The sequence below is a fragment of the Prevotella falsenii DSM 22864 = JCM 15124 genome (assembly GCF_000613945.1).
GTDB lineage: Bacteria > Bacteroidota > Bacteroidia > Bacteroidales > Bacteroidaceae > Prevotella > Prevotella falsenii.
On the sequence record NZ_BAJY01000012.1, the window covers coordinates 35,063 to 61,348 of the forward strand.

A 26,286-nucleotide genomic window follows, 5' to 3' on the forward strand; every position below is an offset into this window, starting at 1 on the left:
GTTTAGTAAATAATAATTCGTTGTGCTGCGCTTCCGTTCACTTGGATAAGGTAAATACCCTTCTCCCATGAGGAAGCATTGATATTGATTTCATTGCCTTGAGCCACCTGTGAGTGTACCAACTGCCCCGAGAGAGTATAGGCACGTACATTCATCTGCTTAGCCTTTGCAAGAAAAGCATTGAACGAACGGCTACCCGTCATTGTGAGAACAGGTGTTTGCTTTTGCTCTGTTTTCACACCTTGAATGCCATCAGTACCCTTCTCAAGCAAGACTTGTTTCAGCCCGGCATAAGCGTCAAACTTACCCGCACCCCATTGTACCGGGTCGCCGGTGTTCTTTACATAATCGTCTTTCACTGCTGTCTGCTTGATAATACGCACTACATCTTTATAAGTCAATGTGGGATCAGCTTCCAACCAAAGAGCAATAGCACCGGCTACAACAGGTGTTGCCATTGAAGTTCCGAGCGATTGGTGCCAATAGTAAGCCTTACCGCCCTGCTCCAACTTAGCTTGCAACGCTGCAGAAGTATAACCCATATTCGGATTAGTTACACAATATGTATTGACAGAAGATATAACCGATGCGCCGGGAGCACAGATGTCCGGCAAGTTTCTACCATCAGCAAGCGTACCGAATGAAGAGAAACGTGATACTTCCCCTACAGGGAAGTCGTCGTTTTCGCCTTTTTTGTTGTAGCCATAGACATAACCGTCCAATGAAGGCCAGTGGTTACGAACATTGTAGCTGCCAACGCTAATAACGTTATTTGCACATGCCATATCGCTGATAGAGCCATTGCGTGAACCTTTCGTCCAGCCTTCCTGAGCATAATCGTCGAAGTAAACGAACTGAGCATCGCCATAAACATCGACACGCTGTTCTGCTTTCTTACTCTTAATAAGCAAGCCTAACTTATAATTACTATCCTTGTTGGTCGTTTGATTATCGCTTGTGAAGAACTCGGCAAGTACATAATAGCGTCCTGTTTCCGGGTCTTTAATAGACGCAGCACTAACGTATCCGTCGAAAGCCTTCGCAAAAGTCTGGTTTACAACAGCACCGTTAATGGCGTAATCGCCACCGGAAGAGTAAATAATTGGTTGCCCGTTGGTGTTTCCTGTTACAGGGATACGCACAGCGGCTTTATTATTACGTGCACTATTGGTAACAACTATCTGTAGCTCAAACTCGTCAGCATCGTTGCTATAAGCGCAAAGCTGACCGTTGCGAAGATTATAATAGGTTTTCTGTGCTGTCTTATATTCACCTTCAATCATTGGACGAATAAAGGTCTGAACAGTAGAATCTGCCTTATCAAACTTAGCTGTTAAGGCTACAGGATTATCAGCCTCGTTACCGGCAGCCACGCAAATGATGGCTTCTTCGCCGCAAAGAGAGAGGAAACGATTCATGACACTGGTTGGGTCATGTGCACCAAGGTTACTACCTAACGAAAGGTTTATGACACAAGGCTTGCGTTCGGGACCGGACAATTTAGAATAGTTAATGATGTCGTCGATGCCGAAAGCAATGTACTGGTCGCGCAAATCGCCACATGAAGCCACTATCTCTGATTCGGTAGCACCTCCATAATAAAGGTTAGGCACTGTAACATTGTAAGACACATTCTGGTCATCGGTCTTTGCCGCAAGAATATTTCCTTTGTAGCCGCCTGCCATAATACCGATGTGTGCGTACCGTGGAAGTTTGTATAAGAGTCTGTAGTGAAGTCCTCGATGGCATACGTATTGTCCTGTTGCTTCATGGTGTCGAGTACCGCACGAGGATAATAGTTCTGATAGAGATAGCCCGAGCTGGTTGTGGTCGTAGATGTAATCTTACTGATATAACCGAAACGGGTTGTTCCATCGGGCTTCAGGAAGTTGATATGGTTAGGGTCGATACCACCATCAACAAGACCTGTTACAACTCCTTTGCCGGTATAAGCCTGCGGAAGGTCTATTCCCTGGTGAATTTTATCAATGCCTATCTCCTTACGAACGATGTCCATTTTCTGATAAACAGGGCGCGATAACTCCATACGGTGTACACACTCCAGTTCCGCAATGCGTTCCACGTCGGCTGTGGGCAGCATGACAATGGCAATGTTACCACGCACTCTGAGCACATTGACGCCTTGCGCCGAAAGTTCGTCAAGGGCATTCTTCCCCTTAAATTCTACCATTGCCATGACATTCTGCTGAACTTCTTTCGGACGTTCAAAAGAACGGGTACGGCTATTGTATGTCGGAATCGATGTATTCCGTATCTGCAATAACATCATCTGACTTTGCAGGTCGAGCTTGGACTGACCGAAGGCTGTCCAAGCCATGCCCAAGCATAAAATAATAAGTGCTAATTTTCTCATTGTTTCTTGATTATGATTTTTTTACCATTAATAATATACAAACCGTTTGGCAGGTTTTCACCTTCTACGCGAGTACCGTCAAGACGATAAACGACCGTCTTTTTATTAGTAAGTTGCTGCTGAACTTCATCAATACCTGTAGGGCCGCTTAGCAGAATTTCCAAACGGTCGCCATCTTTCAATGTTACTTCAAAGCTCGTTCCTCCGGGATAAGTCGGTGTAAGAGCTTCACCATTCAGTTTCGCAACCATCTTACTGAGGTCATTGCCATAAGCACCGAACATAAACTTATTGTCGTCGGCAGAGAACATCAACGTATTTTCTCCACTCTGCATTGGAACTGTTGAATGGTCGGAACGATAGAAGTTGAAACCATAGTTAGCAAGACTGATGTCGTCGATGAATACAATTGCCTTCTGGTCGCGTACAATGGCAGAGGTTGTAATCTCTATCTTCATTCCTTCGGTCAGCTTAACTTCGTAAGAACCATCGTAGCCGGCAGTCATTGCATTGCCATCTACCTTAAACGTTTCTATCTTGCAGCCGCTGTTCGGCTTTATCTGAATCATGTTATTTGCTTCGTTCAGCTCAATGGTATTGTCGCCATCTTTAATCGCTATCACCTTATTATTATAGCTGTTGCCGTGATAAACGGTGATGTTTTCGGCTTTATCGACATTCAGCGTTGCCTTTATTGTTGCGTATTTATGTGCCTTGATGTCGAAAGTAGTTGCAGCTTTCACAAGATATTCAAAGGTTCCATAAACATTTGTTACAACATCATTGACCTTGAATGCGTCCAAAGCGTAGTTCGTGTTGTCGAAAGTAAGTGCCAATTTCGTTCCTGCTTTCACGGTAAAGCCGGCATCGGTGTAATTGTTTACTTCTTTTCCATCAGCTGTTACCTTAGATAGAATGCCTTTCACTTCATCGCTTGAGAAGTTGAACTTCACCGGACAGTCTACATCAGGATAGTTTGCCGTAACAACAACGACGCTGCCTTCTTTAGGTGTAACAAAGAACAGCCCGCCGGAACCTTGCACTTCTGCACCGTCGAGCGTTACCTTATAAATAGGCGCATCGCCATAGTTGGCATTGCCAACAGCCAAGGTTTTCTCCACATCGGGAATCCATTTCACGGTATTATCGCCATTCTGAAGGTCTACAACCGTGTGCGACTCGTAGCGTTCCATCTTCACTTTCGCTGCATTATCTACCTTAACGGTACACGATGCAGTACGTGCGTCTGCCAGCACGCCTGACTTTACGGTGAAAGTAAGGTTCTTGTCGTCGTCAGACAGATAGATGCTGCAAGAGGTAAGATTAGAGATTGACTGTTCAACAGCCTCGCCTTCTTTATTCGTCTTATAGATTCTTCTCAGATAAAAACCTTCCTTGGCTTCTATCTGAACAGAACCATACTGCGGGACTGTCAGTTCGTTTACACCATTGACGATGTTCTCAACGGCTACATAATTAACTTTCACCGTAACTCTGCCGGCATCATCTACATCTAATTTAATAGGCGTATCAGCGTGGCGTTCATTGACATTAGAGCCATGACCGCCAAGAAAAGAAAATAGTAGACTTTCTTCATACATTTTAAAGTTTTTATTATTATCTAAGTTTAATTTTTGCTTTACAAGAGTTTGGTACGCTCCCACTTAATTATTCACATAATGAAACCTACCTTACATATTGAATACTCCGCTAAGTATTGTTTTATCTGTTCAGGATTGCAAAGATAGACATAAAACATATACAAACAAAACTTTTTCATTAATTTTATCAGCTTTTCAAAAACTTTCATTTCAAACATAAAAAAGGAAGAACAACTTTCTTACAATTTATTACCTATCATAATATAGGGAAAGTAGCATTAAGCAATAACAAATTGATAAGAAAGGAATTAAAAGGACTTGCTTTTTGCTTATATATATCCCAAGACGCTGTTAATAGCAATCTGACTTGCAACGATACAGGCAAGCATATCTATCTATTCGACACTGTTGCTGCACTTATAAAACTTTTAACCCCAACCAGTCATTAGGACGCATTTGCTTAGATGTGTTAAGTAGGTGCTCATAATTAATTGACATTGTATTTACGGCTATTTTCCGGTCAGTCTGCCGTCTTGAAGAAGGAGTGTAGCGGGCTACACGACTGATGAAAGGCGACAGAATGACGGAAAAGAGACGTGAAGACGATGACAAAGTGAAAGCATAAAAGATAAAAGCAATATAGATACGTTTAATTTTGAACACCTACTTATTACCGTCATGCTCCCTTACCGGTTTCGTCCGCTTGCCGGCATCTGTGCAGCCATTATAGCCCGCTACGCCTTCGATGAACACCCCTCCCAAACAACTATCAAAGTCGTAACGGAGTTACGGCATTCATCGTAACTCCGTTACGGCAATCGTCGCAACGGAGTTACTGCAATCGTCGTAACTCCGTTACGACAAATGCCGCTGCGTAGTATCGATAAACACAGCTGTTCTGATACTGCCAATACGATTTGGATATAAATATACGTGTTGGATATAAACCTACGCTTTTGGAAACCAAAAAGCGTGTTTGCCCAACGGACAAACACGCTTTCTTGGTGTATTCTGCCTGATGGTATCAGACAAAGATATATGTTACTTATTGCGAAGTTTGTAGGTCTTTACTTCAGTGTCGGTAGTAACCTTCAAGATAATAATGCCTTGTTGCAGGTCGGCAATGTTGATGTTTGGCTCGTAGCCGCCTTGCTTCAACAGTTGTCCTGCTGCAGAATAGATGCGGTAGTTCTTGTATGTGCCACCCATCTGAATGTTTCTGTCGGTAACGGTTGGAGCAGCCGGGCCGTCGGCATCATCTACGTTGCCGATGCCGGTATAAATATCGGCAAGTGCTTTCACGATAACAGTTTCAGCACCGGGCACCTGAACAAGGAACGCAGCAGCATACTTCTTATTGTCTTCGCTGTAGAAGATGAACGAAGCATCGCCACCTTCCGGGTTCAGTTCGGGGGTAAGCAACTGGAAGTTCTTCTTCATCTTTGAAGGCGACAGCACAATGCTGACCTTATCGGTTGGATTGTTCTTGGTTGTAACCTTGAACACAACAGGGTCTGTTTTCTGCTTCATCTTGTATGGAACATAGAGGAACTGCTTATCGACGGTGATTTCGGGCAAGTCGGTACGACCGAACGAAACATTGTCGATCATCCAGTTCAAAGCAGAGTAGTTGCCTCCTTCCTTGCTGTAGAAAGAGAATGCAAGGTGGAAATTGTCGTCTATGCTGATATCTTTCACCTCTGAAAGGTCTATGCGATAGTTCAACCAAGTTTCGTTTTCAATCTCAACGCCGGTCGGCTTATACTTATCAATGTCGAGCACTTGTTCCTTAAGAACGCCGTTCTTCTCGGTAATGATGTATGCTTGGAAGAATTCTTCGTGCTGTTCGTCCTTGCTTAAACCGTTGAAACGAAGACTGAAAGTGAGGAACTTGCTTGCAGCCTGCTTGTAAGAAAGCGTTGGCGAAACAAGCCAAGACTCGTATGGATTGTGGTCTACAACGCCTGTCTTCCAGAATGTAATGTATGCTCCTTCGCTCTGTATCTTACCATCTAAAAGGTTGTTCTCCCTTTGCTTCCAAGTCCAGAATGGACGGTCGCCACGCATAATCAGGTTTTGCCAGCCCGGTATGCTTAGGATTTGTCTGTGGCGCATACCGTTGAAACGCTCGTTGAGCAGAGACGATGGCGCAGCATCGGCATTTGCCATCATAGCCTTGGTAATATCGTTGAAAGCTGTGCGCTGTGCGCTTTCGTTATGATAGAAAAGCACAGTGTTTACATTTACATCTGCGTCGGTTGTGTTCACGAAGCGAACGAGTGTAGGACGATGATTATCGAGCGTAAACTCGCCATCGGCATTTGCCTTGCCCTCGTTTTTCATGGGCAGCCAGTGTCCACCGCCGTCGATAGAATATTCTGCACGGAAAGAAGTGGCAGCAGTGGCAGGGGTCATCTTCACTTTGTTTAAACCGTTTATCAGAACATCGTCAAAATAGAGCATGCCGCCCTTGTTCAGCGTAATATCGCTTGCACCGTTCCATTTGCCTTCTACCTTCCAATAGCCGAGGTCGTACTTGCCGAAGTTCTTCCATTCGGGTTCTTTTGCAAAACGTTCTTCAATGGTGTTGGCTGTAAACTTCTCAACCTTTGCACCTACTGTAGCCTCTTCGCAGATACCCTTCAAGTTGTAGCGCATGGTGTCGCCCAAGATGGTTGAAACCACAAGTGTTGCTTCGTATGTGCCTACGGTAAGCGGACGGAAGTCGATGCGGAGCTTGGGCTCGCCATAGAGCGTGCCTTTGCTCTTGTTGTACATGAAAATGTTGGTGTTGCTCTTGAAGCAGTTTACTTCTGATGAATGCTCGATAGCAATCTTTACATCGGTGATTATATCTTTTACATCAAACTCTAAGTTCTGCGTAACCGACTTGCCGGGTTCGGCCTTCATTTCGGTAATAGGAGTCTTTCCGGACAACTTAACAGACGGTTTCTTGCCTTTCTCCATAAAGTAAGCTATCAGTACCAAGTTACTGTTATGTGTTTCGTCAGCACCTGTAAGGCTCAACTTAAACGTGTCAGCATCTTTGAAAGCACCTTTCTTTGTAGGAGTTACAATGAGTTGTGCACTTACAGACCCGTTCTTTCCTATTTCTTCAATATCGAGCTTCATCATATCACTTGCCAAAGTATATTTGTCGCCACCACTGAAGTTTGGTTTCTGTGCTTGGTTCAAGTGCATTGTTTGTATGGCAATGTCGTATGTCTCGGTCTCTCCTACTTCACCGTAGATTGTACGTACCTGCGGGAGAATGGCAATAAGTGGCGTAGCCTTAGCTTCAGAAGCAGGCATACGGTTGGCACTGAAGTCGTCTAAACTTACTTCGCTGTTTTCTTGTACTTCAACAGCAAACTCCAACTTCGTTGCATTTTCAGGACAGATGGTGCGGAAAGTCAATGTTCCCCACGACTTCATCTTGCCAAAGAATACTTTAGGATTGTTGATAAAAGCATCTTCGCCAGACTTCACCACTTCGTCTTTGTCGTTAAGCCAACGAAGTGCAAGGCGCAAAGGCCCTTCTTTCTTGGCACTTGAAATTGTGGTATAGTGAATTTGACATTCTATTTCATCGCCAAGAGTAACATCCTTTTTCTGCAAATCAATAACTTGTTTCAGGAAACCTTTATCGCTTCCTGTCTTAATGCCTACACCAAAGCCGGTGTCTGAATGGTAGCTGTCGCGCTTTTCACGCTTGAAGATTTGCTCGCCTTTAACCTCCCAGTTCTTAGGCATATTCGCATCGAAGTCCCAGAAGAAACGATTTTCCAACAGTTCCTTTTCAGGTTTATCGGGCGTTTCTTCATTTGTACCTTTACCCTTCAACGTTACAGTTGCAACCTTGTTACCAATGGTTATTGTTATCGTTGCAGTCTTGTCGCCGGCAGTTTTAGGCTGGAACTTCACAAACAACTTTCCACCTGTTGCAGGGAGAGCTTCGCCTGATTCGGTTCTAACAATAAAGTCATCTCTGTCCTGTCCATCTAATACGGGTATAATCTTTTCGCCCTTAAAGTTCGCAACAGTAATGGTGGTGAACTTCTCCTCTGATGCTTGGTTTACAACAACCGAACCGAAATCGAGTTCAGCAGGTTCAGTCGTGATACTGATAGGTTCTGATTTTTCTCCTGTCTCAATATTCTTAAGTTTAAAGAGCGCATAACTATCTTTATTGCCTTCCATATAAAAAGCAACAAAGCCAACTCCCTTATCCTTTACTGTCTCAGGGATTTCTGCAGAATAGTGTTCATACACCGAATTAGACGATGTAGGAACAACATCGCCAATCTTCTCGATTAATTCACCTTTCTTATTAATAAGAATAACTGAAAGTTTAGCATCGCTTTTAACAGTTCCTGTTTTCCATTCAAAATTCAATTGCTTGCCGGCAATGTCCTTTAAGCTCAATGCCGGAGAAACCAAATAAGCTTTAAAGTTTTCTGTTAGCTTTTTTATAGATAAAGGCAATATACTAAGGCTAAATTCTTGATTGGAATAAGGCGCATTCCAATAAACACCGGTTTCAACATTGGCTATACTAAACCAAGTATTTCCAATAGCCTCCTTATATTTCTCTGTTTGTGATAAAGTTTGTAGCGGTTGAGCATCGTCCAGCTTACTGAAATCAAGTACCTGCACTTGTGCATGCACGTTACTTGTTACACCAAACAATGCAATTAACAACCAAATCCACACGGCTTTCCGTGCAATAGTTTTAAATTGCGTCATAATGAATTTTGTTTTTAACTTTAATAAATACGTAAAAATCTTTCTATATTTTACTATTCTCTATATGAAAACGAGGATGTGTCATTTTACACACCCTCGTTTTTAATATAAAGGTTACTTTTAATTTTTGTTTATAGAAATTACAATAAACTTAATTATAGCAACTCTTACTATTTCCAAGGTTTATAAGCCCTAGAAGGATCAGGATTGTTCTTACCTTTAACAGCAGGATTATCGTTTTCTTCCAAGTTAACAATACAGAAGTTCATCCATGCAGGACGACCATTTGTATTAAATCTCCATTCTTCAAAGAAGTTTGTATCTGGATAACCACGTGTTACAGACAAGTTTGCACGCTTGACATCGAAGAATGATAGACCTTCACCCCAAAGCTCAATACGCTTTTGGAAGAGGATTTCGTCAATAGCATCTGTGCCGGTATAAGTATAGCTCTTATCACGATATGCTTTCATGAATTTCTCAAGAAGGGCGATACCAGTACCTGCAGCTATACGTTCAGCAGCTTCAGCTTCAATGAAATACATTTCTTCAACACGCATCAAAGGATAAGCAGATGCACAAGCAATTTGTGATTCTGCATAATTACCTTCATTAGGACGGAACTTTAATGAACCGTATGTAGGAAGTTTTTTCTTAAAATCAATCTTATGCTTAGAACCATCTATATACTTATTCTTTGCCTCTAATGGTGAGCCATCAGGAGCCTTCCACATCGTTTTACGCCAGTCTGTGTCACTAATTCTATCATAGAATGCTTTACCTATCATATTCATAGGACCATTCCCAGCATAACCGAATGATGTTTCGTTAGAAGCAAAAGAGGTAAAGTTTATAATACCTGTCTTCACAGCAACATCTTCTGATGTGTACTGAGCACCCCACATCCATTTAGAAATATCATTGAAGCCTTTCTTTACGTCAGTAGCTTGTTCCTCAGACATAGGAGCTTTTCCATAAGTATCAATGGCCTTACGAGCATAGTCCTTAGCTTGTGCATAGTCTTCATTCCACATATAAAGACGAGCCTTCAAACCATAAACAACAGCCAGATTAGGAAGCGTGTTGTTATTATTTGATGCTAAATTCACAATATACTTTTCAGCATTGTTCAAGTCTGATTCGATAAACTTAAACATTTCTTCATGTGTAGCACGAGGGTTGTTACGTGAAGCTTTTTCACTCAAAGTATCAGTAACAATAGGAACTGTAAGATTCTTAACATTGTATCCTTGCTCGTTTGTACATGCAGGATTTATATCAGTTGGCAAGAACTCATACATACGTGCCATATCAAGATAGTTTGCAGCACGATAAGCATATCCCAAACCGAGGTAACCTAACTGTTCTTTTGTAGCCTTTTCCGGATTAACAGCAGCAATTACCAAATTCGCAGAGAAAACATAGCTATAATAATGTGTATACACAAACTGACCTATCAGATAAGAAGGACCAAGAGCAACAGTTGCCGCCCAAGGACTAAACTGATTATAGTCGTGGTCTACTACTACATAGTCATCAGCCATAACATCACGAATACGCATAAGAGCCGGAGTTCCATACGTCCAATGATAGCGAGTATTCCAAACAGATTTACCATATGCCGGCAACCCATTTACAAGAGAAGCTGTTGCAGTTGCGGAACGTCCAAGCATATCTTGAGTAACAGCACCATTACGTGGTTCTGCCTCATCAATACAACTGGTCATTGCAAATAGGGTAAGACCAGTTAAAAGGACACCATATATTGATTTATTGATTTTTTTCATATTCTTTCGTATATTTTAGAATGTTACTGTAATACCACCAGAAATTGTTCTAACATTAGAGTAGAGTACGTTTGAAACTCCACCATTAATAGACTGACGTGGGTCAAGACCTTTGCGCTTAGACCATAGCCACAAGTTGTCACCTACAGCATAAATACGAACCTTAGCAACACCATATTTACGTGTTAACTTTGCTGGTAAAGTATATCCAAGGTTGATATTTTGTAGACTGAGGTAAGAAGCGGATGTCAGCCAGCGGTCAGAAGTTGATGTTGTATATTGGTCTTGACTTTGTACACGTGGGATATTAGAACCCTTGTTTTCAGGAGACCATGCTTTCAACAAGTCAGTGTGCATAGCACTACCACGGTTATGGTTCATTGATGCAGCGTAGTTGCTATCGTATACTTGACCACCAAGTTGGTATCCGAAGTCAATAGAAAAATCGAAGCCCTTCCAAGTAAAGTTTGTACCGAAGCCACCATATACGTCAGGCAAAGATGTGCCACAGAGATGGTAAGTAGCATTTTCTGCATTATCAACCTTAACTCTCTCTTCCACGATTGGCTGACCATTCTTATCTAATTCATATTCGCCAGCAGCGTTCTTCTTGTACTTATCTTGCCAATAAAGTGCCTTACCAGTTTCAGGGTCTACACCGGCATATTTCTTCAAACGGAATGTGTACATTGGTTTACCTTCACCATAGAAGAAATTACCACTGTTGTAACCTTGAACACCATCAACCCACATTGTCTTATTTGCATCAGCAATACGAGTAATCTTATTCTTATAAGTTGTCAAGTTCAAGTGTGCCCCCCATTTAAAGTCGCGTGTGCGGATAATATCACCGAACAACTCAACTTCAAGACCACGGTTGCTCATATCACCAATGTTATCGTAGTAACCTGTCCATCCAAAAGTAAGTGGCAATGAGAAGAATGCAAGCATATCTTTTGTAGAGCGATCGAAGTAAACGATGCTACCTGTCAAGCGTTGACGGAAGAATGAGAAGTCGAAACCAACGTTAAACATTCCTTGCTTTTCCCAAGAAATCTTTTCATTACCACGAGATCTCTTAACTGTAGCCACAGCATTGTCAGACGAAACGATAGAATATGTATTTGTGTAAAGGAACTGACCAATGTTGTCATTACCTTGTGCACCATAAGAAGCCTTGAACTTCAACTCGTCTACCCAAGGAGCGTTGAACCAAGATTCTTTAGAGATAAGCCATGCACCACCTAACGACCAGAAATTACCCCAACGGTGATTTGGGTGGAACATAGAAGAGGCATCACGACGATAAGATACTTCTCCGAAATACTTATTGCCATAGCTGTAATTTATACGACCAAACCAACCTTCAGTATTGTATAGGCTGCTGGCAGAGTTTGTGCTTTTTGTTACAACAGCACCAGAAAGTTCAGCATAGTCTAAATCGAACATATTACTCTTAGTACCACTCAAAGATGTAGAAGTCAAGCGATAGTACTCATGACCAATCATAAAATCGAAGTCGTGGGAACCAAATACAGGTTTCCAATTCAAAACTTGTTGATAGTTGTATGACCATGTACGACTATGACCTATCGTAACAGAGCCATTTTCGGTAGAATAAAGTCCAAACCAAGGATTAACTGTACCTTTAGAACGTTCCTCTTTCAAATAAACGCTATTAACACTTCTGAAAGTTAAATCTTTCAAGAAACGAACATCAGCAGTAGCCACACCATTGAAAGTATTTCCATCAGCAAAGTCAAGGTTTACGCGGTTGTCAGACAAGGCGTTTGATCCTGACATAAAAGGACGTAACAATCCAAGACCACTCTTGTTATCACCATAATCATAAGCATCAAGCCCTGATGCTTCATGGCGCATAATATTCTTGTTTGCATCACGAAGATACAAAGGATAAATAGGGGCAATACGGGTAAAAGTAAACATATTTCCTGAATCGCTAGAAGTACCATTACCACCATTTGCAGCATGTGTTGAATAGTGAGAATAGTTCATGTTACCACCAATACGCAACCAATCGTTGATTTGGTAATCAGCCTTCAAACGACCGGTGAAACGGCGGTAGTCAGAAGCTACTGTAATACCATCGTCCTGCAAATAGTTGATAGAGCCATAGAAAGTAGATTTATCCGTATTTCCTACTGCTGTTGCAGAATACTCTTGACGAAGAGCGTTACTGTAAATTGCATCGATCCAATTGTCCGGTTGGAGCCAATATTGCTGTCCGTCCTTACCAGTTACCATACGACCAAGAGTTGCATTAGGATTCAATTTACCATCAGTACCTATGAGTCTTTCGCCAGTTGGATATGTGTAAACATTGTAACCCAAGCCATAGCTATCAGAACCTGTAAGTTTCTTATTTGCCCAAATGTATGCTTTTTCAGGTGTCATACCCATACCGTCTTTTGCATCTGTTGCATAGTTGTAAAGACCCTTATAATACAATTCATAGTAAGCAGCAGGGTCATTGATATAATCATAATCAGGAATTGCACGAGACTTTGAACCCCACTTAGCATCAACGGTAATAGTACCACGGTCAGCGCGACCTGCCTTTGTTGTAATAATAATTACACCATTAGCACCACGGGCACCATAAAGCGCAGCAGAAGCAGCATCTTTGAGGACTGTCATGCTTTCAATATCCTGTGGGTTGATAGATTTGATATCACCATCGAATGGAGAACCATCTACAACATACAAAGGAGCACCACCAGCATTGATAGAACCGATACCACGAATAAGGATACCTGATGAAGACCCCGGATCACCAGAGCTTTGTGTCATCTGCACACCTGATACTTTATTCTTCAAAGCATCAACAGCACTTGTTACTTGTACTTTTGTAATATCGCCAGATTTCACAACAGCAGCCGAACCTGTAAATGCAGATTTCTTCTGTGTACCATAAGCTACTACCACAACTTCGTCCATGGTCTTGCTGTCTGATTCGAGAACAACACGCATGTTTGGAGCAGCCTTCACTCTCTTAGGAGTCATACCTACATATGAAAATTCAAGCATAGCACTGGCAGGTACCCTCAACTCGAACTTACCGTCAAGGTCAGTCTGAGCACCATCAGTAGTACCGAGTACCTTAACTAAAGCTCCAATTACAGGTTGATTGTCCTCTGCCGAGATAACAACACCTGTAACATGTGTCTGTGCCATAGCCATTCCTAAACTTAGGAAAAGGCAGGCGAGAAACATTGTTAGTCTTTTTTTCATAAAATCTCTCACTTTAAAATTTAATTATTAACAGTTATTGATTCATTTTTGCTTGGGAACTCGTCCCATTTTCTCATAGCTTAGTTAAAAACGAAAGTGTTTTCATCTTTTAACGTAATTGCAAAGATAATATTTCGTACTTAACGAAACAAATAAAATTAATGAAACGACCTCTTTTTTTACTTTTATTAACGATAAAAGGATTAAACCTTAATGAAAGGCGGCTAAAATCTCTTTGTAATGTTAGTATGCAAGGTATTAAAGCATCGTTTGTCTATGGATACAAGCGCAAAAACGTAATTATGATAAGACGGAATGGAAAAAGATGTAAATATAACAAATAATGCAATATGCGTTTCAAAGGTGCTGACAGATACTCTTATTATAATGTAGGCATACAGAGCGAATATCTCATTCTTTTTCCAAATAGGACGCAAGTGTCTGCCGTATGTATTCCTTAAAAGCATCGTTTTCGAGAATGTCAATATCGGAATACAGACCGAGAACAAAGCGACCCAGTCCTCGGAAGTCGCAAACTTCGATGTCAAGCAGCCAGTGTTTCCCATCAATAACGGAGAGATACTTTGCCCCATGCGGATATTCTTCCAAGAAAATATTATGGGCGAGTTGCCCAAGACGAAGTTTTACGTTATGATGTTCTTCGCCACTGAACATAAAAATGTCGGTAAAGACTTGCCGATGACAATGCTCGTATATCCACGGAGCGTCTATTTCTTCGATACGTTGCATACGATTAAGACGGAAAGTCTTGTTCATTTTCGACTTAATCTCGTGGCAACGCACATCTTGGTTATTGTTCATCAGGAAGAAAGGTTCGACAATACGGTCGGAAACAGAATGGCTATGCGGACTGGAATAACCTACAAGGCGAAGCATCTTTTTGTTTTCGATGGCATGCGTAATGATTTTCACATTATTAATATATGTCTGTTGCTTTGCCGTGCTTACGCTATGCGAAAAGTTGTAGGCACGGTCGAGCTTTGCACGCAGCTGATTTACCATATCGCTGCTGTTGCCTGTCATAAGCAATACATTATATATAGTACGCACTTCGGCATCGGTGAACTGAAGGGTTTGCGACAAAGTGGTGAAGAAAGGTGAACGACGGTCGATATGATACTTGTCGCCTTGCTTGAAAAGGATAAACCCTGCCGACTTTATAAAGTCGAGCAGATAGTATATTTGCCGACGCGAGATGTTCATCTTCTTGCTCAATTCAACGGCAGAATAGCCTACCGAATCGGCAAGCAGCAGAATAAGCTGAAGTTCGTTTTGAAGTTTGGAATAGCGCATAGGCAAATTTTGAATGAATGTTTTATAATTTCTTTCCGCTTCATCGCATTGAGCGGACAAGGCAAAGTGTTTTCAGACGAAAAGAACTAAGAAAGCAACCGAATGATTAATCTTTAAAATCGATACTCAGTTCTTCGGGCGGAAGCAGGGTGAAGGATTTACGATGGTGGGGCGAAACGCCATACGCTTTAATGGCTGCACGGTGTTTCTTGGTGGGATAACCTTTGTTCGACATCCAGTTGTATTGCGGAAACTCTTCGGCAATCGCCTTCATATAATCGTCGCGATAGGTTTTTGCGAGGATTGAAGCCGCAGCAATGGAAAGATATTTGCCATCGCCTTTCACGATGGTTGTGTGCGGCACGTCGTGGTAAGGCTTAAAGCGGTTGCCGTCTACGATAATAGCTTCGGGGCGAATGCTGAGCGCATCTAACGCCCGGTGCATGGCAAGAATACTGGCATTGAGAATGTTTATCTCGTCAATCTCCTCTGCCGTAACCACTCCAACCGCCCAAGCAAGGGCATCTTTCTCTATCATAGAACGCAGCAAGTAGCGTTTTCTTTCTGAAAGCTGTTTAGAATCGTTCAGCATTTCGTTCTCGTAATCGGGCGGAAGTATAACAGCCGCAGCAAAGACACTGCCTGCCAAACAACCACGTCCTGCCTCGTCGCAACCTGCTTCCACCTTATTTATATAGTAAGCACTCTTCAACATATTAACTTTATATAACTAAACTTTTTATCTGATTGAACATCTACTGCACAAAGGTAGTGTATTTTTGCCGGCAGAAAAAGAAAAAACAAAAAGAAATAAGTATGAAAAGAGAAATAAGTATGGCAACTGCCAACAGCAACAGCGAAAGTTTGGAAATGGTTCGTAACCTCAAAGCATGGGCAACAACCCCTACAAAGTGGTTGCGGAAATATTACAGTGCAATGCTGGAAGAGGAAGTCAGCAGCCGTCAGGCTTCGCTACTGACGCAGGCACAGATAGCTTTGTTTCTATCGGTATTCGCTACAACCAATAGCTTTCTACTAAAAGCAGGGTTCGTGGCGTGGCTATTGGTGTGCGTATTGGGGTTAAAGAAATGAACGAAACTACGCCTGCACACCTTTACGATTAAGAAAAAAGCAGACAAGAAAAACGTAAATATTTTTCACAAGCATAGCTATCGTGTAACTTATTATTTATCAACGCATTACAAAACCTATTGTTTTGCGTTCCAAAACCGTAGGTTTTGCACGGTAAAAGCGTAGGTTTTACATCGCAAAACCTACGCTTTTGCAACGTCAAAGCGCAGTTATCATTTTTTAAGGGAATATCCTTTACAAAATAAGGGCAGTTTAAACAAACAACAATCCTTAAAATATAAATGTTCAAGAGCTATTTGCTAAAACATTTTGACCACTCGCTTAATGCCTGCAACAAGAGTGTCTATCTCTTCTTTTGTATTGTAGAGTGCAAACGAAGCACGAACTGTTCCTGCAATATTAAAACGTTCCATAAGCGGTTGGGCGCAATGATGACCTGTGCGCACTGCAATTCCGAGTTGGTCGAGGAGCGTTCCCAAATCCATCGGGTGTATATCGCCAACAAGGAAACTTATGGCAGCGTCGTGATTAGCTACCGCAGCAGTAGTGTCGTTGGGCACACCGAAGAAGCGAATATCGGGAATACTGCGCATCTGCTCTATGGCATAGGCAGTAAGCATTTGCTCGTGCTGATGTATGTTCTCCATTCCAAGTCCGGCAATATAGTCAAGCGCAGTTGCCAAACCGTGGGTGGCTACATAGTCGGGCGTACCCGCTTCGAACTTCAGAGGGGGACGTTCGAAGGTTGTACCGCTGAAACTTACACGCTCTATCATTTCGCCACCACCCTGATAAGGCGGCAACTTGTCTAACCATTCTTTCTTTCCGTAAAGCACACCAATGCCCGTAGGACCATAAACCTTGTGCCCGCTGAAAGCAAAGAACTCGCAATCCAACTCCTGCACATCGACCGTAAAGTGAGGAACGCTCTGTGCGCCGTCGAGCATTATGGGAATATCGTGTGCGTGAGCGATGCGAACGATTTCACGAACAGGATTAATCGTACCCATTACGTTGCTGACGTGGGCTACACTGACGAGTTTTGTCTTCTCGGTAATAAGGTGTTGGAAAGCCTCCATGTCGAACATACCTTCGTCGTCGATAGGGATTACTTTCAGAACAATGCCACGACGCCGGGCAAGAATTTGCAAGGCACGATATTGGAATGATGTTCTACGTTGGAAACAATTATCTCGTCGCCTTCCTGCATAAAACCTTCGCAGAAGGAAGAAGCCACAAGGTTAAGGCTCTCGGTGGTGCCACGTGTGAACACAATCTCGGCAGTGGAACGGGCATTGATAAACTTCCGCACCGTTTCGCGCGCAGCTTCGTGCAGGTCGGTAGCTTGCTGAGAAAGCCAATGAATGCCGCGATGCACATTTGCATTTACGTTGAGATACTCGTCGCGCATAGCGTCCAACACGCAAAGAGGTTTCTGCGTTGTTGCCGCATTGTCGAGATAAACCAACGGTTTTCCGTAAACCGTGCGTGAAAGGATTGGAAAATCGGCACGCACCTTATATATATCGTACATCATCTTTACTTTTCATTGGCACAGCTTGCACCCGCCACACTTGTCAAGTTCGCCCCGGAAGCGTTTTTCCACCAAGTGATGGAGTCGGTCGCGGAGCGGAACAAGTTCCATTTTATCGATTACTTCGTTCACGAAAGCAAACTCAAGGAGGAGTTTTGCCTCGCGTTTGTCGATGCCACGCTGCTGCATATAGAAGAGTGCGGCATCGTTCAGCTGCCCAACCGTTGAGCCATGATTGCACTGAACATCGTCTGCATAGATTTCAAGCATAGGCTGGGTGTACATGTGGGCAGTGGAAGCAGCACACAGGTTCTGGTTCACTTCGTGCGAAAGGGTCTTCTGTGCGTCTTTTGCCACATAGATAAGACCTGCGAAAGCACCCACGGCATGGTCGTCGAGCACATACTTGTAGAGTTGATTGCTCGTGCAATTGCCCACCGCGTGGTTGATGACAGTATTGTTATCAACGTGCTGATGCTTGTCGGCAACCACGCAACCGTTCAGGAAACATTCGCTGCCTTCGCCGCTGAAAGTCAAATCGAGCTTGTTGCGGGTTACGCCATTATGAAGTGTGATAATGTTGTGCGACACACGGCTGTTGCTTTTCTGGTCAATGTAAACATTCGAAATGCGCACATTCTTCAAATGGGTTTCCTCCAAACAGTTCAGTTCCAACTTTGCATTGTCGCCAACGTATGCCTCGATTACCTGCGTAGCAAGGAAGTTGCGGTCGTCGGCAGAGTCGTCGCAAAAGAGCATTGAAAGCTCCGCTCCTTCTTCGAGCACGATGAGTATGCGACGATTGAGCATAAGGTCTACATCGGAACGAAGAATGTTAATAACCTGTATGGTGCGGTCGGCTTTTACGCCTTTCGGCACATAAACGAACAAGCCGTCCTGTGCCAGCATTGTGTTGAAAGCCGTCAAGGCGTCTTTAGCTGTATCGGCGAGCTTGGCATAATGGTTGGTTATGATTTCGTCATGTGTCTTAATGGCGTTCGAGAAGCTATCGACAACAATGCCATCGTTGAGCTGCGCGTTGGGCATTTGGTCGTTGTAGAACCGGTCGTTCACAACGAAATAGAGCGAAGTGCTGAGGTTTGGAACGTCGCACTTAAACTCTTCATAAGGATTGATGGGCATTTTCAATCGCTGCAAATTCAATCCATAATCGGGTGCAAACAGCTTTGGAATATCCGTATATTTGTAGCGTTCCACCTTTTTCGTGGGAAAGCCCTGTACCTTGAAATCTTCGAAAGCCTTGTCGCGCACCTTGTTCAAGACGTCGCAGGAATGTTGCTTTATCATTCCTTGCGCCTCGTTATATAAGTCTATATATTGTTTTTCGCTTTGCATGTTCAGCCTTTCTATTTGTCTGCTTCCGCCTTTATCCAGTCGTAGCCACGCTTTTCTATTTCGCCGGCAAGTTCGGGTCCGCCTGTCTTTACGATGCGTCCGTTGTAAAGAATGTGTACCACGTTTGGTTTTATCATATCCAAAAGTCGGTCGTAGTGGGTGATAACGATGGTTGAAGTTTCCGAAGTGTGCATTTTGTTCACACCGTCGGCAACGATGCGCATAGCATCTACGTCGAGTCCGGAGTCGGTTTCGTCCAAGATGCTGAGCTTCGGCTGCAACATTGCCATCTGGAAAATTTCGTTGCGTTTCTTTTCACCACCCGAAAAGCCTTCGTTTACGGAACGATGCGAGAGTTTGAGTCTAAGCCCACGAGGTCGCGTTTCTCGCGCATCAGCTTCATGAAGTCGGCAGCTTTCAAAGGTTCCAAGCCTTGATACTTGCGCTTTGCATTCACGGCGGTCTTCATGAAATTGGTCATACTCACGCCCGGAATTTCCACCGGATACTGGAACGAAAGGAAGATGCCTTCGTTGGCACGTTCGTCTGCGCCCATTTCCAAGAGGTCTTTACCATTGAATATAGCCGAACCATCGGTTACGGTGTACAACGGATTGCCCGTGAGCACTGCGCTGAGGGTTGATTTTCCGGAACCATTCGGTCCCATGATGGCATGTATTTCGCCATCTTTTACGGTAAGGTCGATGCCTTTTAATATTTCTTTATCTGCAATAGTAGCGTGCAGATTTCTTACTTCTAACATATTGTTTTTGTATTATCGTTTCTTGAATAATAAATTATCTAATGCTCCTACAAAGATATTTCCTACGAATTCTAAGAAGACTTCTCCCATCGCTTGTCCGAAAGTATAGTCTCTATCTTCCAACGTGCTCTTTCAAGAGCTTTTTCCTGCTCTGCAAACAGACTTGGAGGGTCGGGAACATAGAACGGACCACAGCGAAAAGCCTGCGGTGCAATCTTTACATCGTCGGCTCTGCGGTAGGTCATAACAGTTTGCGAAGCGCAGAGCGTATCGCTTTTTACTTTCTGTTCTATGACGTATTTCTGCCACTCTTTGGGTTGCCAGTCTTGAGCATTCAAAACAGAAACAGCCAAAAACAGCCCTGCCGTCAGCATTTTTCTTTTCATCTGTTAGTTTCTTTTCAATGGATATTCTATATCTTTCGTATTGTTTCTTTTCTATTCTGAAAAAGCTGTTCGAGAGTCTCCTTTAAATCGCTCGGTATCTTTTCGAAGATTGCTCGGTATCTTTTTGCAGTTCGCTCGGTATCTTTTTAGAGTTCGCTCGGTATCTTTCGTTTTATCCCACCGTTCCTTCCAATGTAACTGAGAGAAGTTTTTGCGCCTCAACAGCAAATTCCATAGGAAGTTTGTTCAACACATCTTTCGCATATCCATTGACTATCAAGCCGATGGCGTCTTCCATCGGAATGCCTCGCTGGTTGCAATAGAACAGTTGGTCTTCGCTGATTTTCGATGTCGTAGCTTCGTGTTCGACGATTGCCGAATCGTTATGCACGTCCATATAAGGGAAAGTGTGCGCTCCGCAGGTTGAACCCAAGAGCAACGAGTCGCAAGAACTGTAGTTTCGCGCATTGTCGGCATTGGACGCAACACGCACCAAGCCGCGGTAAGAGTTCTGACTCTTGCCTGCCGAAATACCTTTTGAAATGATGGTACTCTTTGTATTCTTGCCCAAATGTATCATCTTCGTGCCCGTATCGGCTTCTTGATAGTTGTTGGTAACGGCTACCGAATAGAACTCCGCCTGCGAGTTGTCGCCACGCAAGATGCAAGATGGATATTTCCACGTAATAGCCGAACCCGTTTCTACCTGTGTCCACGAGAGTTTAGAGTTCTTGCCACGCAAGTCGCCACGCTTTGTTACGAGGTTCAGCACACCGCCTTTGCCGTTTTCATCGCCCGGATACCAGTTCTGAACCGTTGAATATTTCACTTCCGCATTTGCCAACACTACGATTTCGACAATGGCTGCATGAAGTTGGTTTTCGTCGCGCATCGGAGCCGTGCAACCTTCAAGATAACTCACATACGAATTGTCGTCGGCTATAATCAATGTGCGTTCAAACTGCCCCGTATTCATTGCATTGATGCGGAAATACGAACTTAATTCCATCGGACAGCGAACGCCCTTCGGAATGTACACGAACGAACCATCGCTGAATACTGCCGAGTTGAGTGCAGCCGTAAAATTATCCTTGTAGGGGACAACCGTTCCTATATATTGACGCACCAATTCGGGGTGTTCCTTCACAGCTTCACCAATCGAACAAAAGATAATTCCTTTTTCAGCCAACTGCTTCTTAAACGTAGTTTTCACCGACACCGAGTCCATAATGGCATCTACTGCCACACCGCCCAACGCCAACCGTTCCTCAAGTGGAATACCAAGTTTGTCGAAAGTCTTCTCCAATTCCGGGTCAATCTCCTTGTTCTTAGGCTTCTTCGCCAATGGGTCGGCATAATAGGAAATTGCCTGATAGTCTATTTCCGGCAAGTTCAGATGCAGCCACTTTGGCATCTCCATGGTCTGCCAATGGCGAAACGCCTTTAAACGAAAATCGAGGAGCCATTCAGGTTCCCCTTTCTTTTCCGAAATAAGCCTGACGACATCTTCGTTTAAGCCCTTCGGAATTATATCCGTATGTACATCGGTGGTGAACCCGAACTCGTATTTCTGTTCGGCAACCTTCCTTACATACTCATTGCTATTGTTTTCTGACATTTACTTTTTACCTTTTATCAAGCGGTCGAACCAATGGAAAGCAAGTTCCAATATCTGCTTTTCATTATTCTTGCGCCACCTTTATACATTATATTATATGTAGACAAAGATTGTGCCGATATTCTTTTCCGTAACATTTGTTACCAAAATGCAAACCGCCTCGCTTTTCCGATGAAAATGAGAGGCGGTTTGGCACATATCTTAGAGTTTTTGTTCTACCTCTATTTCGGTGAATGTCTCAATCATATCACCCGTTTGCAGGTCATTGTAATTAACAAGCGAAATACCGCATTCCAATCCTGTTACAACTTCCTTCACATCGTCTTTATAACGCTTCAACGCACTGATTGGTGCTGTATGGATTACGATACCATCGCGAATAACACGTCCTTTGTCCTTGCTGTGTACTTTTCCTTCGGTAACGATACAACCCGCAACAGTTCCAACCTTTGATATTTTGAATACTTGTTGCACCTCCACCTGACCGGTAACGATTTCTTTCTTCACCTTGTCAAGCATTCCGACCATCGCCGACGTTACATCGTCAATCGCATCGTAGATAACCGAATAGGTATTGATTTCCACGCCATCACGGTCTGCCAACTTACGAGCATCGGCAGAAGGGCGCACTTGGAAGCCAACAATTACAGCATCGGAAGCTGCAGCAAGCATCACGTCGTTTTCGGAAATCTGTCCAACCGCCTTGCTGATTACGTTCACATTTACCTTTTCAGTAGAAAGCTTGATGAATGAATCTGCAAGTGCTTCGATAGAACCGTCGGTATCACCCTTCACAATAATGTTCATTTCGTGGAACTCGCCACGGGCAATACGATGAGATATATCCGACAATGTCAAACGTGTTTGTGTACGCAAGCCTTGTTCGCGCTGCAACTGCTCACGCTTGTTGGCAATGTCGCGTGCCTCTTGTTCGGTCTCCATAACGTGGAATGTGTCGCCTGCCGTCGGTGCACCGTTCAATCCAAGAACAATAACAGGTTCAGAAGGACCTGCCTTTTCTACACGTTGGTTACGTTCGTTGAACATCGCCTTGATACGTCCCCACGACGTTCCTGCAATTATATTGTCGCCAACCTTCAATGTACCGTTAGAAACGAGCACCGTACTTACATAGCCACGCCCCTTATCCAATGAAGATTCTATCACCGTACCTGTTGCATTGCGATTAGGATTAGCCTTCAAATCGAGCATGTCGGCTTCGAGCAAAACCTTGTCAAGCAAGTCGGCAACGCCCAAACCCTTCTTTGCACTAATCTCCTGACATTGGTACTTACCGCCCCACTCTTCTACAAGAAGGTTCATTTGCGACAAGTCTTCACGTATCTTATCAGGGTTTGCACCCGGCTTATCAATCTTGTTAATGGCAAATACCATAGGCACTCCTGCAGCCTGAGCGTGTGCAATTGCTTCTTTTGTAGTAGGCATGACAGAGTCGTCGGCAGCTATAATAATGATGGCAATATCGGTTACCTGTGTACCACGAGCACGCATAGCTGTAAACGCTTCGTGTCCCGGAGTATCGAGGAATGTTACCTTGCGCCCGCTCTTTAGAGTTACGCTGTAAGCACCGATGTGCTGTGTAATGCCACCTGCCTCACCGGCAATCACATTGGTGTTGCGGATATGGTCGAGCAACGATGTTTTACCATGGTCTACGTGTCCCATCACCGTTACGATAGGTGCGCGACTTACAAGGTCGGTTTCTTCGTCTGCCTCTTCACTGATAGCTTCTTGAACTTCTGCACTCACGTATTCGGTCTTAAAACCAAACTCGTCAGCCACCAAGTTGATGGTTTCCGCATCGAGACGCTGGTTGATTGATACCATTATACCAACTGACATCAAAGTTGAAATAACCTGCGTTACAGGCAAATTCATCATTGTAGCCAACTCTGAAACGGTAACAAACTCTGTCAGTTTCAGTGTTTTGCTTTCCTTGCGTTCTGCCTTAGCCTCGGCACTCAATCGTTCTTGAACAGCTTCGCGCTTTTCCTTACGATACTTAGCACCCTTCTTATTCTGGCTCTTGCTTGTAAGACGTGCAAGTGTTTCTTTTACCTGACGTGCTACTGCTTCATCATCAACTTCCAACGGCTTTTGATTGCGATTGCGGTTCTTCTTTCCACCGGCAGCATTCTTGGCATTTTTTTCGTTGTTATTCTTCTTTCCGCTACGTTTGCCACCTTGTTGTTGGTTTGCAGCAGCATTTATATCTACGCGTTCCTTATTTATACGAACACGTTTTTTCTTTCCTTGTCCGTTCTGTGCAGACTTGTCTTCACGTTCCTTTCTGCGCTCTTCCTTTGTTTTTTTCTTTGGGCGCGTACTTTGGTTAATACTACTAAGGTCTATTTTACCTAAGATATTCACCTTTGGCTGGTTCAGCATTTTCTTCTCGTTTGACGTTTGGAAAATGCCATTGTCTTCAGCTTCCATTTCTTTTTCGCTCTTCTTTTCTTCTTGTTCTGTTTCAACCATAGGTTCCTTCTTTGAGGTTTCCTCCTTAGGTGCCTCGGGCTTTTGAACCTCCTCGGTCTTCTTCGGACTTTTCTTTATATCGGTTGCAGCCTGCTTTTCTTCAGGCTTTTTTTGCTTTGCAGGCTCTGCTTCTACCGGTTTTTCAGCCTTTGAAGGAGCAGTTTCCACCTTTACTTCTTTCTTTGGGCTTTCGGCAACGCCCGCTTCTTTCTCGTTCTCTTTCTTTTCTTCAGGAGCAACAGATGCTTTAGCCGCAGGCTTATTCAGCTGTTCGAGGTCGATTTTCCCAAGTGTTTTGAGCTTTGGAAGTTCTTGCTTAGTAATTGTTTCCGCCTTTTGCTCGGTGGTTTTCTTTGTGCGCACTTTATCTTTTTGCTTCTTTTGGAAGATTTTAGCAGCATCGTTCTTTACTGCCTGATCGGTTTTAAATTCCTTTTCAAGTGCCTTAAATTGGTCATCGCTGAGCTTGAAGTTAGGGTCTCCCTTTACTTCGCCCAGTTCCTGTCGTTTCTCCAAGAACTCCACTGCCGTTTGGAGTCCTATATTCAGTTCTCGAATTGCTTTGTTTAATCTGATGCTCATTAATATTTTCTTTCTTTTTGAATGTGGTGTTATGTCTTTGTTCTCGAACTTTAAAGATAGATGCTACACCCTTCTTCTTGTGATATTGCTTCTAAGCGAAGCATCTATCTTCCAACACCTAACTTTCAAATTCTGCTCTTAATATATTCAATACGTTATCAACAGTTTCCTCTTCGAGGTCTGCCTTCTCTATCAACATTTCACGAGGAGCATTCAATACTTGACGGGCAGTATCGAGGCCAATAGACTTAATAGCGTCGATAACCCATTTATCTATTTCGTCAGAGAACTCGTCCAAGTAAATATCCTCTTCAGCAGTTTGCTCGTCAAGTTCACGGAACACGTCGATGGTGTAGCCTGTCAGCATACTTGCCAACTTGATATTCATACCACTACGACCGATAGCCAAACTAACTTCTTCCGGTTGCAAGAATACTTCTGCCTTTTTATTCTCTTCGTCGATGGTAAGGCTACTCACCTTAGCCGGCGACAAGGCACGTTGTATAAACAATTTTGTATTTGCCGTCCAGTTAATAACGTCGATATTCTCATTGCAAAGCTCGCGTACGATGCCGTGAACACGGCTACCGCGTACACCGACACAAGCACCGACAGTCGATACGGTCGTCGTAACTTTCCACTGCTATCTTTGCACGTTCGCCCGGCATACGGGCAATACCTTTTATACTGATAAGTCCGTCTTCTATTTCAGGAACTTCAGCTTCAAGCAATCGTTCCAAGAATGTTGGCGCAGTACGCGAAAGAATAATCTTCGGATTATTGTTTTCGTTGTCTACACGCAGAATTACGGCACGCACTGTTTCGCCCTTGCGATATTGGTCGCGTGGTATTTGTTCGCCTTTAGGCAAAATCAGCTCGTTATTGTCTTCGTCTACGAGCAACACTTCACGCTTCCAGACTTGGTAAACTTCGCCGGAAATAATTTGTCCAACACGGTCTTTGTATTTATTATACAATGAGTCGTGCTCCAATTCCAATACCTTTGAAGCCAATGTCTGACGAAGGTTAAGAATGGCACGGCGGCCGAACTTGGCAAAATCTACGGGTTCCGAAACATCTTCTCCCACCTCATAGTCAGGTTCAATCTTCTGCGCATCGGTCAAGCTGATTTCCTTATTCTCGTCTTGCACCTCACCGTCTGCAACAACAACACGGTTGCGATATATCTCGAAGTCGCCTTTATCCGGATTTACAATAACATCAAAGTTTTCGTCCGAGCCGTATATCTTGGCAATGACGTTGCGGAAACTCTCTTCCAAAACGCTTACCAATGTTGTGCGGTCGATACTCTTCATATCCTTAAACTCTTTGAAGGTTTCGACCATATTCGGACGTTCTTCTTCTTTTCTTGCTGCCATAGT

At 43.5% G+C, this 26,286-nt stretch carries 12 protein-coding genes and 5 pseudogenes; 2 read left to right on the forward strand and 15 right to left on the reverse strand.

The window, feature by feature from the left end; all coding sequences use genetic code 11:
* Positions 1 to 2: 2 nt before the first annotated feature.
* The 3 genes and pseudogenes from JCM15124_RS13495 to JCM15124_RS15870 form a co-directional block, all read right to left on the reverse strand.
* Positions 3 to 2,374 (reverse strand): annotated as a pseudogene (locus tag JCM15124_RS13495) (S8 family serine peptidase).
* A pseudogene (locus JCM15124_RS13500) lies at positions 2,371 to 3,971 on the reverse strand (hypothetical protein). Before JCM15124_RS13500 ends, JCM15124_RS13495 begins: the two co-directional pseudogenes overlap by 4 nt.
* A gap of 421 nt (positions 3,972 to 4,392) precedes the next feature.
* Positions 4,393 to 4,638, reverse strand: a complete 246-nt coding sequence (locus tag JCM15124_RS15870; protein WP_156930679.1) for a hypothetical protein — start codon at positions 4,636 to 4,638, stop codon at positions 4,393 to 4,395.
* A 15-nt stretch (positions 4,639 to 4,653) separates the two neighbouring features.
* Here JCM15124_RS15870 and JCM15124_RS16935 point away from each other — a divergent pair, with 15 nt between their 5' ends.
* Complete coding sequence (locus JCM15124_RS16935; RefSeq protein ID WP_262499269.1) at positions 4,654 to 4,779, forward strand: hypothetical protein; 126 nt, start codon at positions 4,654 to 4,656, stop codon at positions 4,777 to 4,779.
* A gap of 237 nt (positions 4,780 to 5,016) precedes the next feature.
* On the opposite strand, the gene JCM15124_RS06155 is transcribed toward JCM15124_RS16935, so the two are convergent.
* The 5 genes from JCM15124_RS06155 to rnhB all read right to left on the reverse strand — a co-directional run bounded on the left by JCM15124_RS06155 (position 5,017) and on the right by rnhB (position 15,789).
* Positions 5,017 to 8,721, reverse strand: a complete 3,705-nt coding sequence (locus JCM15124_RS06155) for a choice-of-anchor J domain-containing protein (protein WP_024998726.1) — start codon at positions 8,719 to 8,721, stop codon at positions 5,017 to 5,019.
* Positions 8,722 to 8,891: 170 nt separating this feature from the next.
* Positions 8,892 to 10,508 carry a RagB/SusD family nutrient uptake outer membrane protein gene (locus JCM15124_RS06160; RefSeq protein ID WP_024998727.1) on the reverse strand — a complete coding sequence of 539 codons (1,617 nt, stop codon included), beginning with the start codon at positions 10,506 to 10,508 and terminating at the stop codon, positions 8,892 to 8,894.
* 15 nt (positions 10,509 to 10,523) lie between these two features.
* Entirely contained in the window at positions 10,524 to 13,760 is a 3,237-nt protein-coding gene (locus JCM15124_RS06165; RefSeq protein ID WP_024998728.1) for a SusC/RagA family TonB-linked outer membrane protein, read from the reverse strand.
* 411 nt (positions 13,761 to 14,171) lie between these two features.
* The gene (locus tag JCM15124_RS06170) at positions 14,172 to 15,074 is read right to left on the reverse strand and encodes a helix-turn-helix transcriptional regulator (RefSeq protein ID WP_024998729.1); all 903 of its coding nucleotides are present in this window, start codon (positions 15,072 to 15,074) and stop codon (positions 14,172 to 14,174) included.
* A gap of 106 nt (positions 15,075 to 15,180) precedes the next feature.
* Positions 15,181 to 15,789 carry a ribonuclease HII gene (rnhB, locus tag JCM15124_RS06175; RefSeq protein ID WP_024998730.1) on the reverse strand — a complete coding sequence of 203 codons (609 nt, stop codon included), beginning with the start codon at positions 15,787 to 15,789 and terminating at the stop codon, positions 15,181 to 15,183.
* A 101-nt stretch (positions 15,790 to 15,890) separates the two neighbouring features.
* Here rnhB and JCM15124_RS06180 point away from each other — a divergent pair, with 101 nt between their 5' ends.
* Positions 15,891 to 16,166, forward strand: a complete 276-nt coding sequence (locus JCM15124_RS06180; protein ID WP_024998731.1) for a hypothetical protein — start codon at positions 15,891 to 15,893, stop codon at positions 16,164 to 16,166.
* A gap of 299 nt (positions 16,167 to 16,465) precedes the next feature.
* Here the strand turns inward: JCM15124_RS06180 and JCM15124_RS13505 are convergent.
* The 7 genes and pseudogenes from JCM15124_RS13505 to nusA form a co-directional block, all read right to left on the reverse strand.
* A pseudogene (locus JCM15124_RS13505) lies at positions 16,466 to 17,700 on the reverse strand (aminotransferase class V-fold PLP-dependent enzyme).
* Positions 17,701 to 17,712: 12 nt separating this feature from the next.
* Entirely contained in the window at positions 17,713 to 19,056 is a 1,344-nt protein-coding gene (gene sufD, locus JCM15124_RS06190; protein ID WP_024998732.1) for a Fe-S cluster assembly protein SufD, read from the reverse strand.
* Positions 19,057 to 19,067: 11 nt separating this feature from the next.
* Positions 19,068 to 19,819 (reverse strand): annotated as a pseudogene (gene sufC, locus JCM15124_RS13510) (Fe-S cluster assembly ATPase SufC).
* A 71-nt stretch (positions 19,820 to 19,890) separates the two neighbouring features.
* Positions 19,891 to 20,205 (reverse strand): hypothetical protein, encoded by a 315-nt coding sequence (locus JCM15124_RS13515; protein ID WP_232220099.1) that lies wholly within the window; start codon positions 20,203 to 20,205, stop codon positions 19,891 to 19,893.
* Positions 20,206 to 20,377: 172 nt separating this feature from the next.
* Positions 20,378 to 21,823 (reverse strand): Fe-S cluster assembly protein SufB, encoded by a 1,446-nt coding sequence (gene sufB, locus JCM15124_RS06205; RefSeq protein WP_024998733.1) that lies wholly within the window; start codon positions 21,821 to 21,823, stop codon positions 20,378 to 20,380.
* 201 nt (positions 21,824 to 22,024) lie between these two features.
* Positions 22,025 to 24,904: a translation initiation factor IF-2 gene (infB, locus tag JCM15124_RS06210; RefSeq protein WP_024998734.1), complete on the reverse strand. Its 2,880-nt coding sequence runs from the start codon at positions 24,902 to 24,904 to the stop codon at positions 22,025 to 22,027.
* Between the two features lie 118 nt (positions 24,905 to 25,022).
* Positions 25,023 to 26,283: pseudogene (nusA, locus tag JCM15124_RS13520) on the reverse strand (transcription termination factor NusA).
* Between the last annotated feature and the right edge of the window lie 3 nt (positions 26,284 to 26,286).

What these genes read in the sequence shown, in the direction of transcription:
- JCM15124_RS16935 (WP_262499269.1), top strand. Translation starts at nt 4,654, where the DNA reads ATGCTCCCTTACCGGTTTCGTCCGCTTGCCGGCATCTGTGCAGCCATT.
- JCM15124_RS06155 (WP_024998726.1), bottom strand. Translation starts at nt 8,721, where the DNA reads ATGACGCAATTTAAAACTATTGCACGGAAAGCCGTGTGGATTTGGTTG.
- JCM15124_RS06160 (WP_024998727.1), bottom strand. Translation starts at nt 10,508, where the DNA reads ATGAAAAAAATCAATAAATCAATATATGGTGTCCTTTTAACTGGTCTT.
- JCM15124_RS06165 (WP_024998728.1), bottom strand. Translation starts at nt 13,760, where the DNA reads ATGAAAAAAAGACTAACAATGTTTCTCGCCTGCCTTTTCCTAAGTTTA.
- JCM15124_RS06170 (WP_024998729.1), bottom strand. Translation starts at nt 15,074, where the DNA reads ATGCGCTATTCCAAACTTCAAAACGAACTTCAGCTTATTCTGCTGCTT.
- rnhB (WP_024998730.1), bottom strand. Translation starts at nt 15,789, where the DNA reads ATGTTGAAGAGTGCTTACTATATAAATAAGGTGGAAGCAGGTTGCGAC.
- JCM15124_RS06180 (WP_024998731.1), top strand. Translation starts at nt 15,891, where the DNA reads ATGAAAAGAGAAATAAGTATGGCAACTGCCAACAGCAACAGCGAAAGT.
- sufD (WP_024998732.1), bottom strand. Translation starts at nt 19,056, where the DNA reads ATGCAAAGCGAAAAACAATATATAGACTTATATAACGAGGCGCAAGGA.
- JCM15124_RS13515 (WP_232220099.1), bottom strand. Translation starts at nt 20,205, where the DNA reads ATGAAAAGAAAAATGCTGACGGCAGGGCTGTTTTTGGCTGTTTCTGTT.
- sufB (WP_024998733.1), bottom strand. Translation starts at nt 21,823, where the DNA reads ATGTCAGAAAACAATAGCAATGAGTATGTAAGGAAGGTTGCCGAACAG.
- infB (WP_024998734.1), bottom strand. Translation starts at nt 24,904, where the DNA reads ATGAGCATCAGATTAAACAAAGCAATTCGAGAACTGAATATAGGACTC.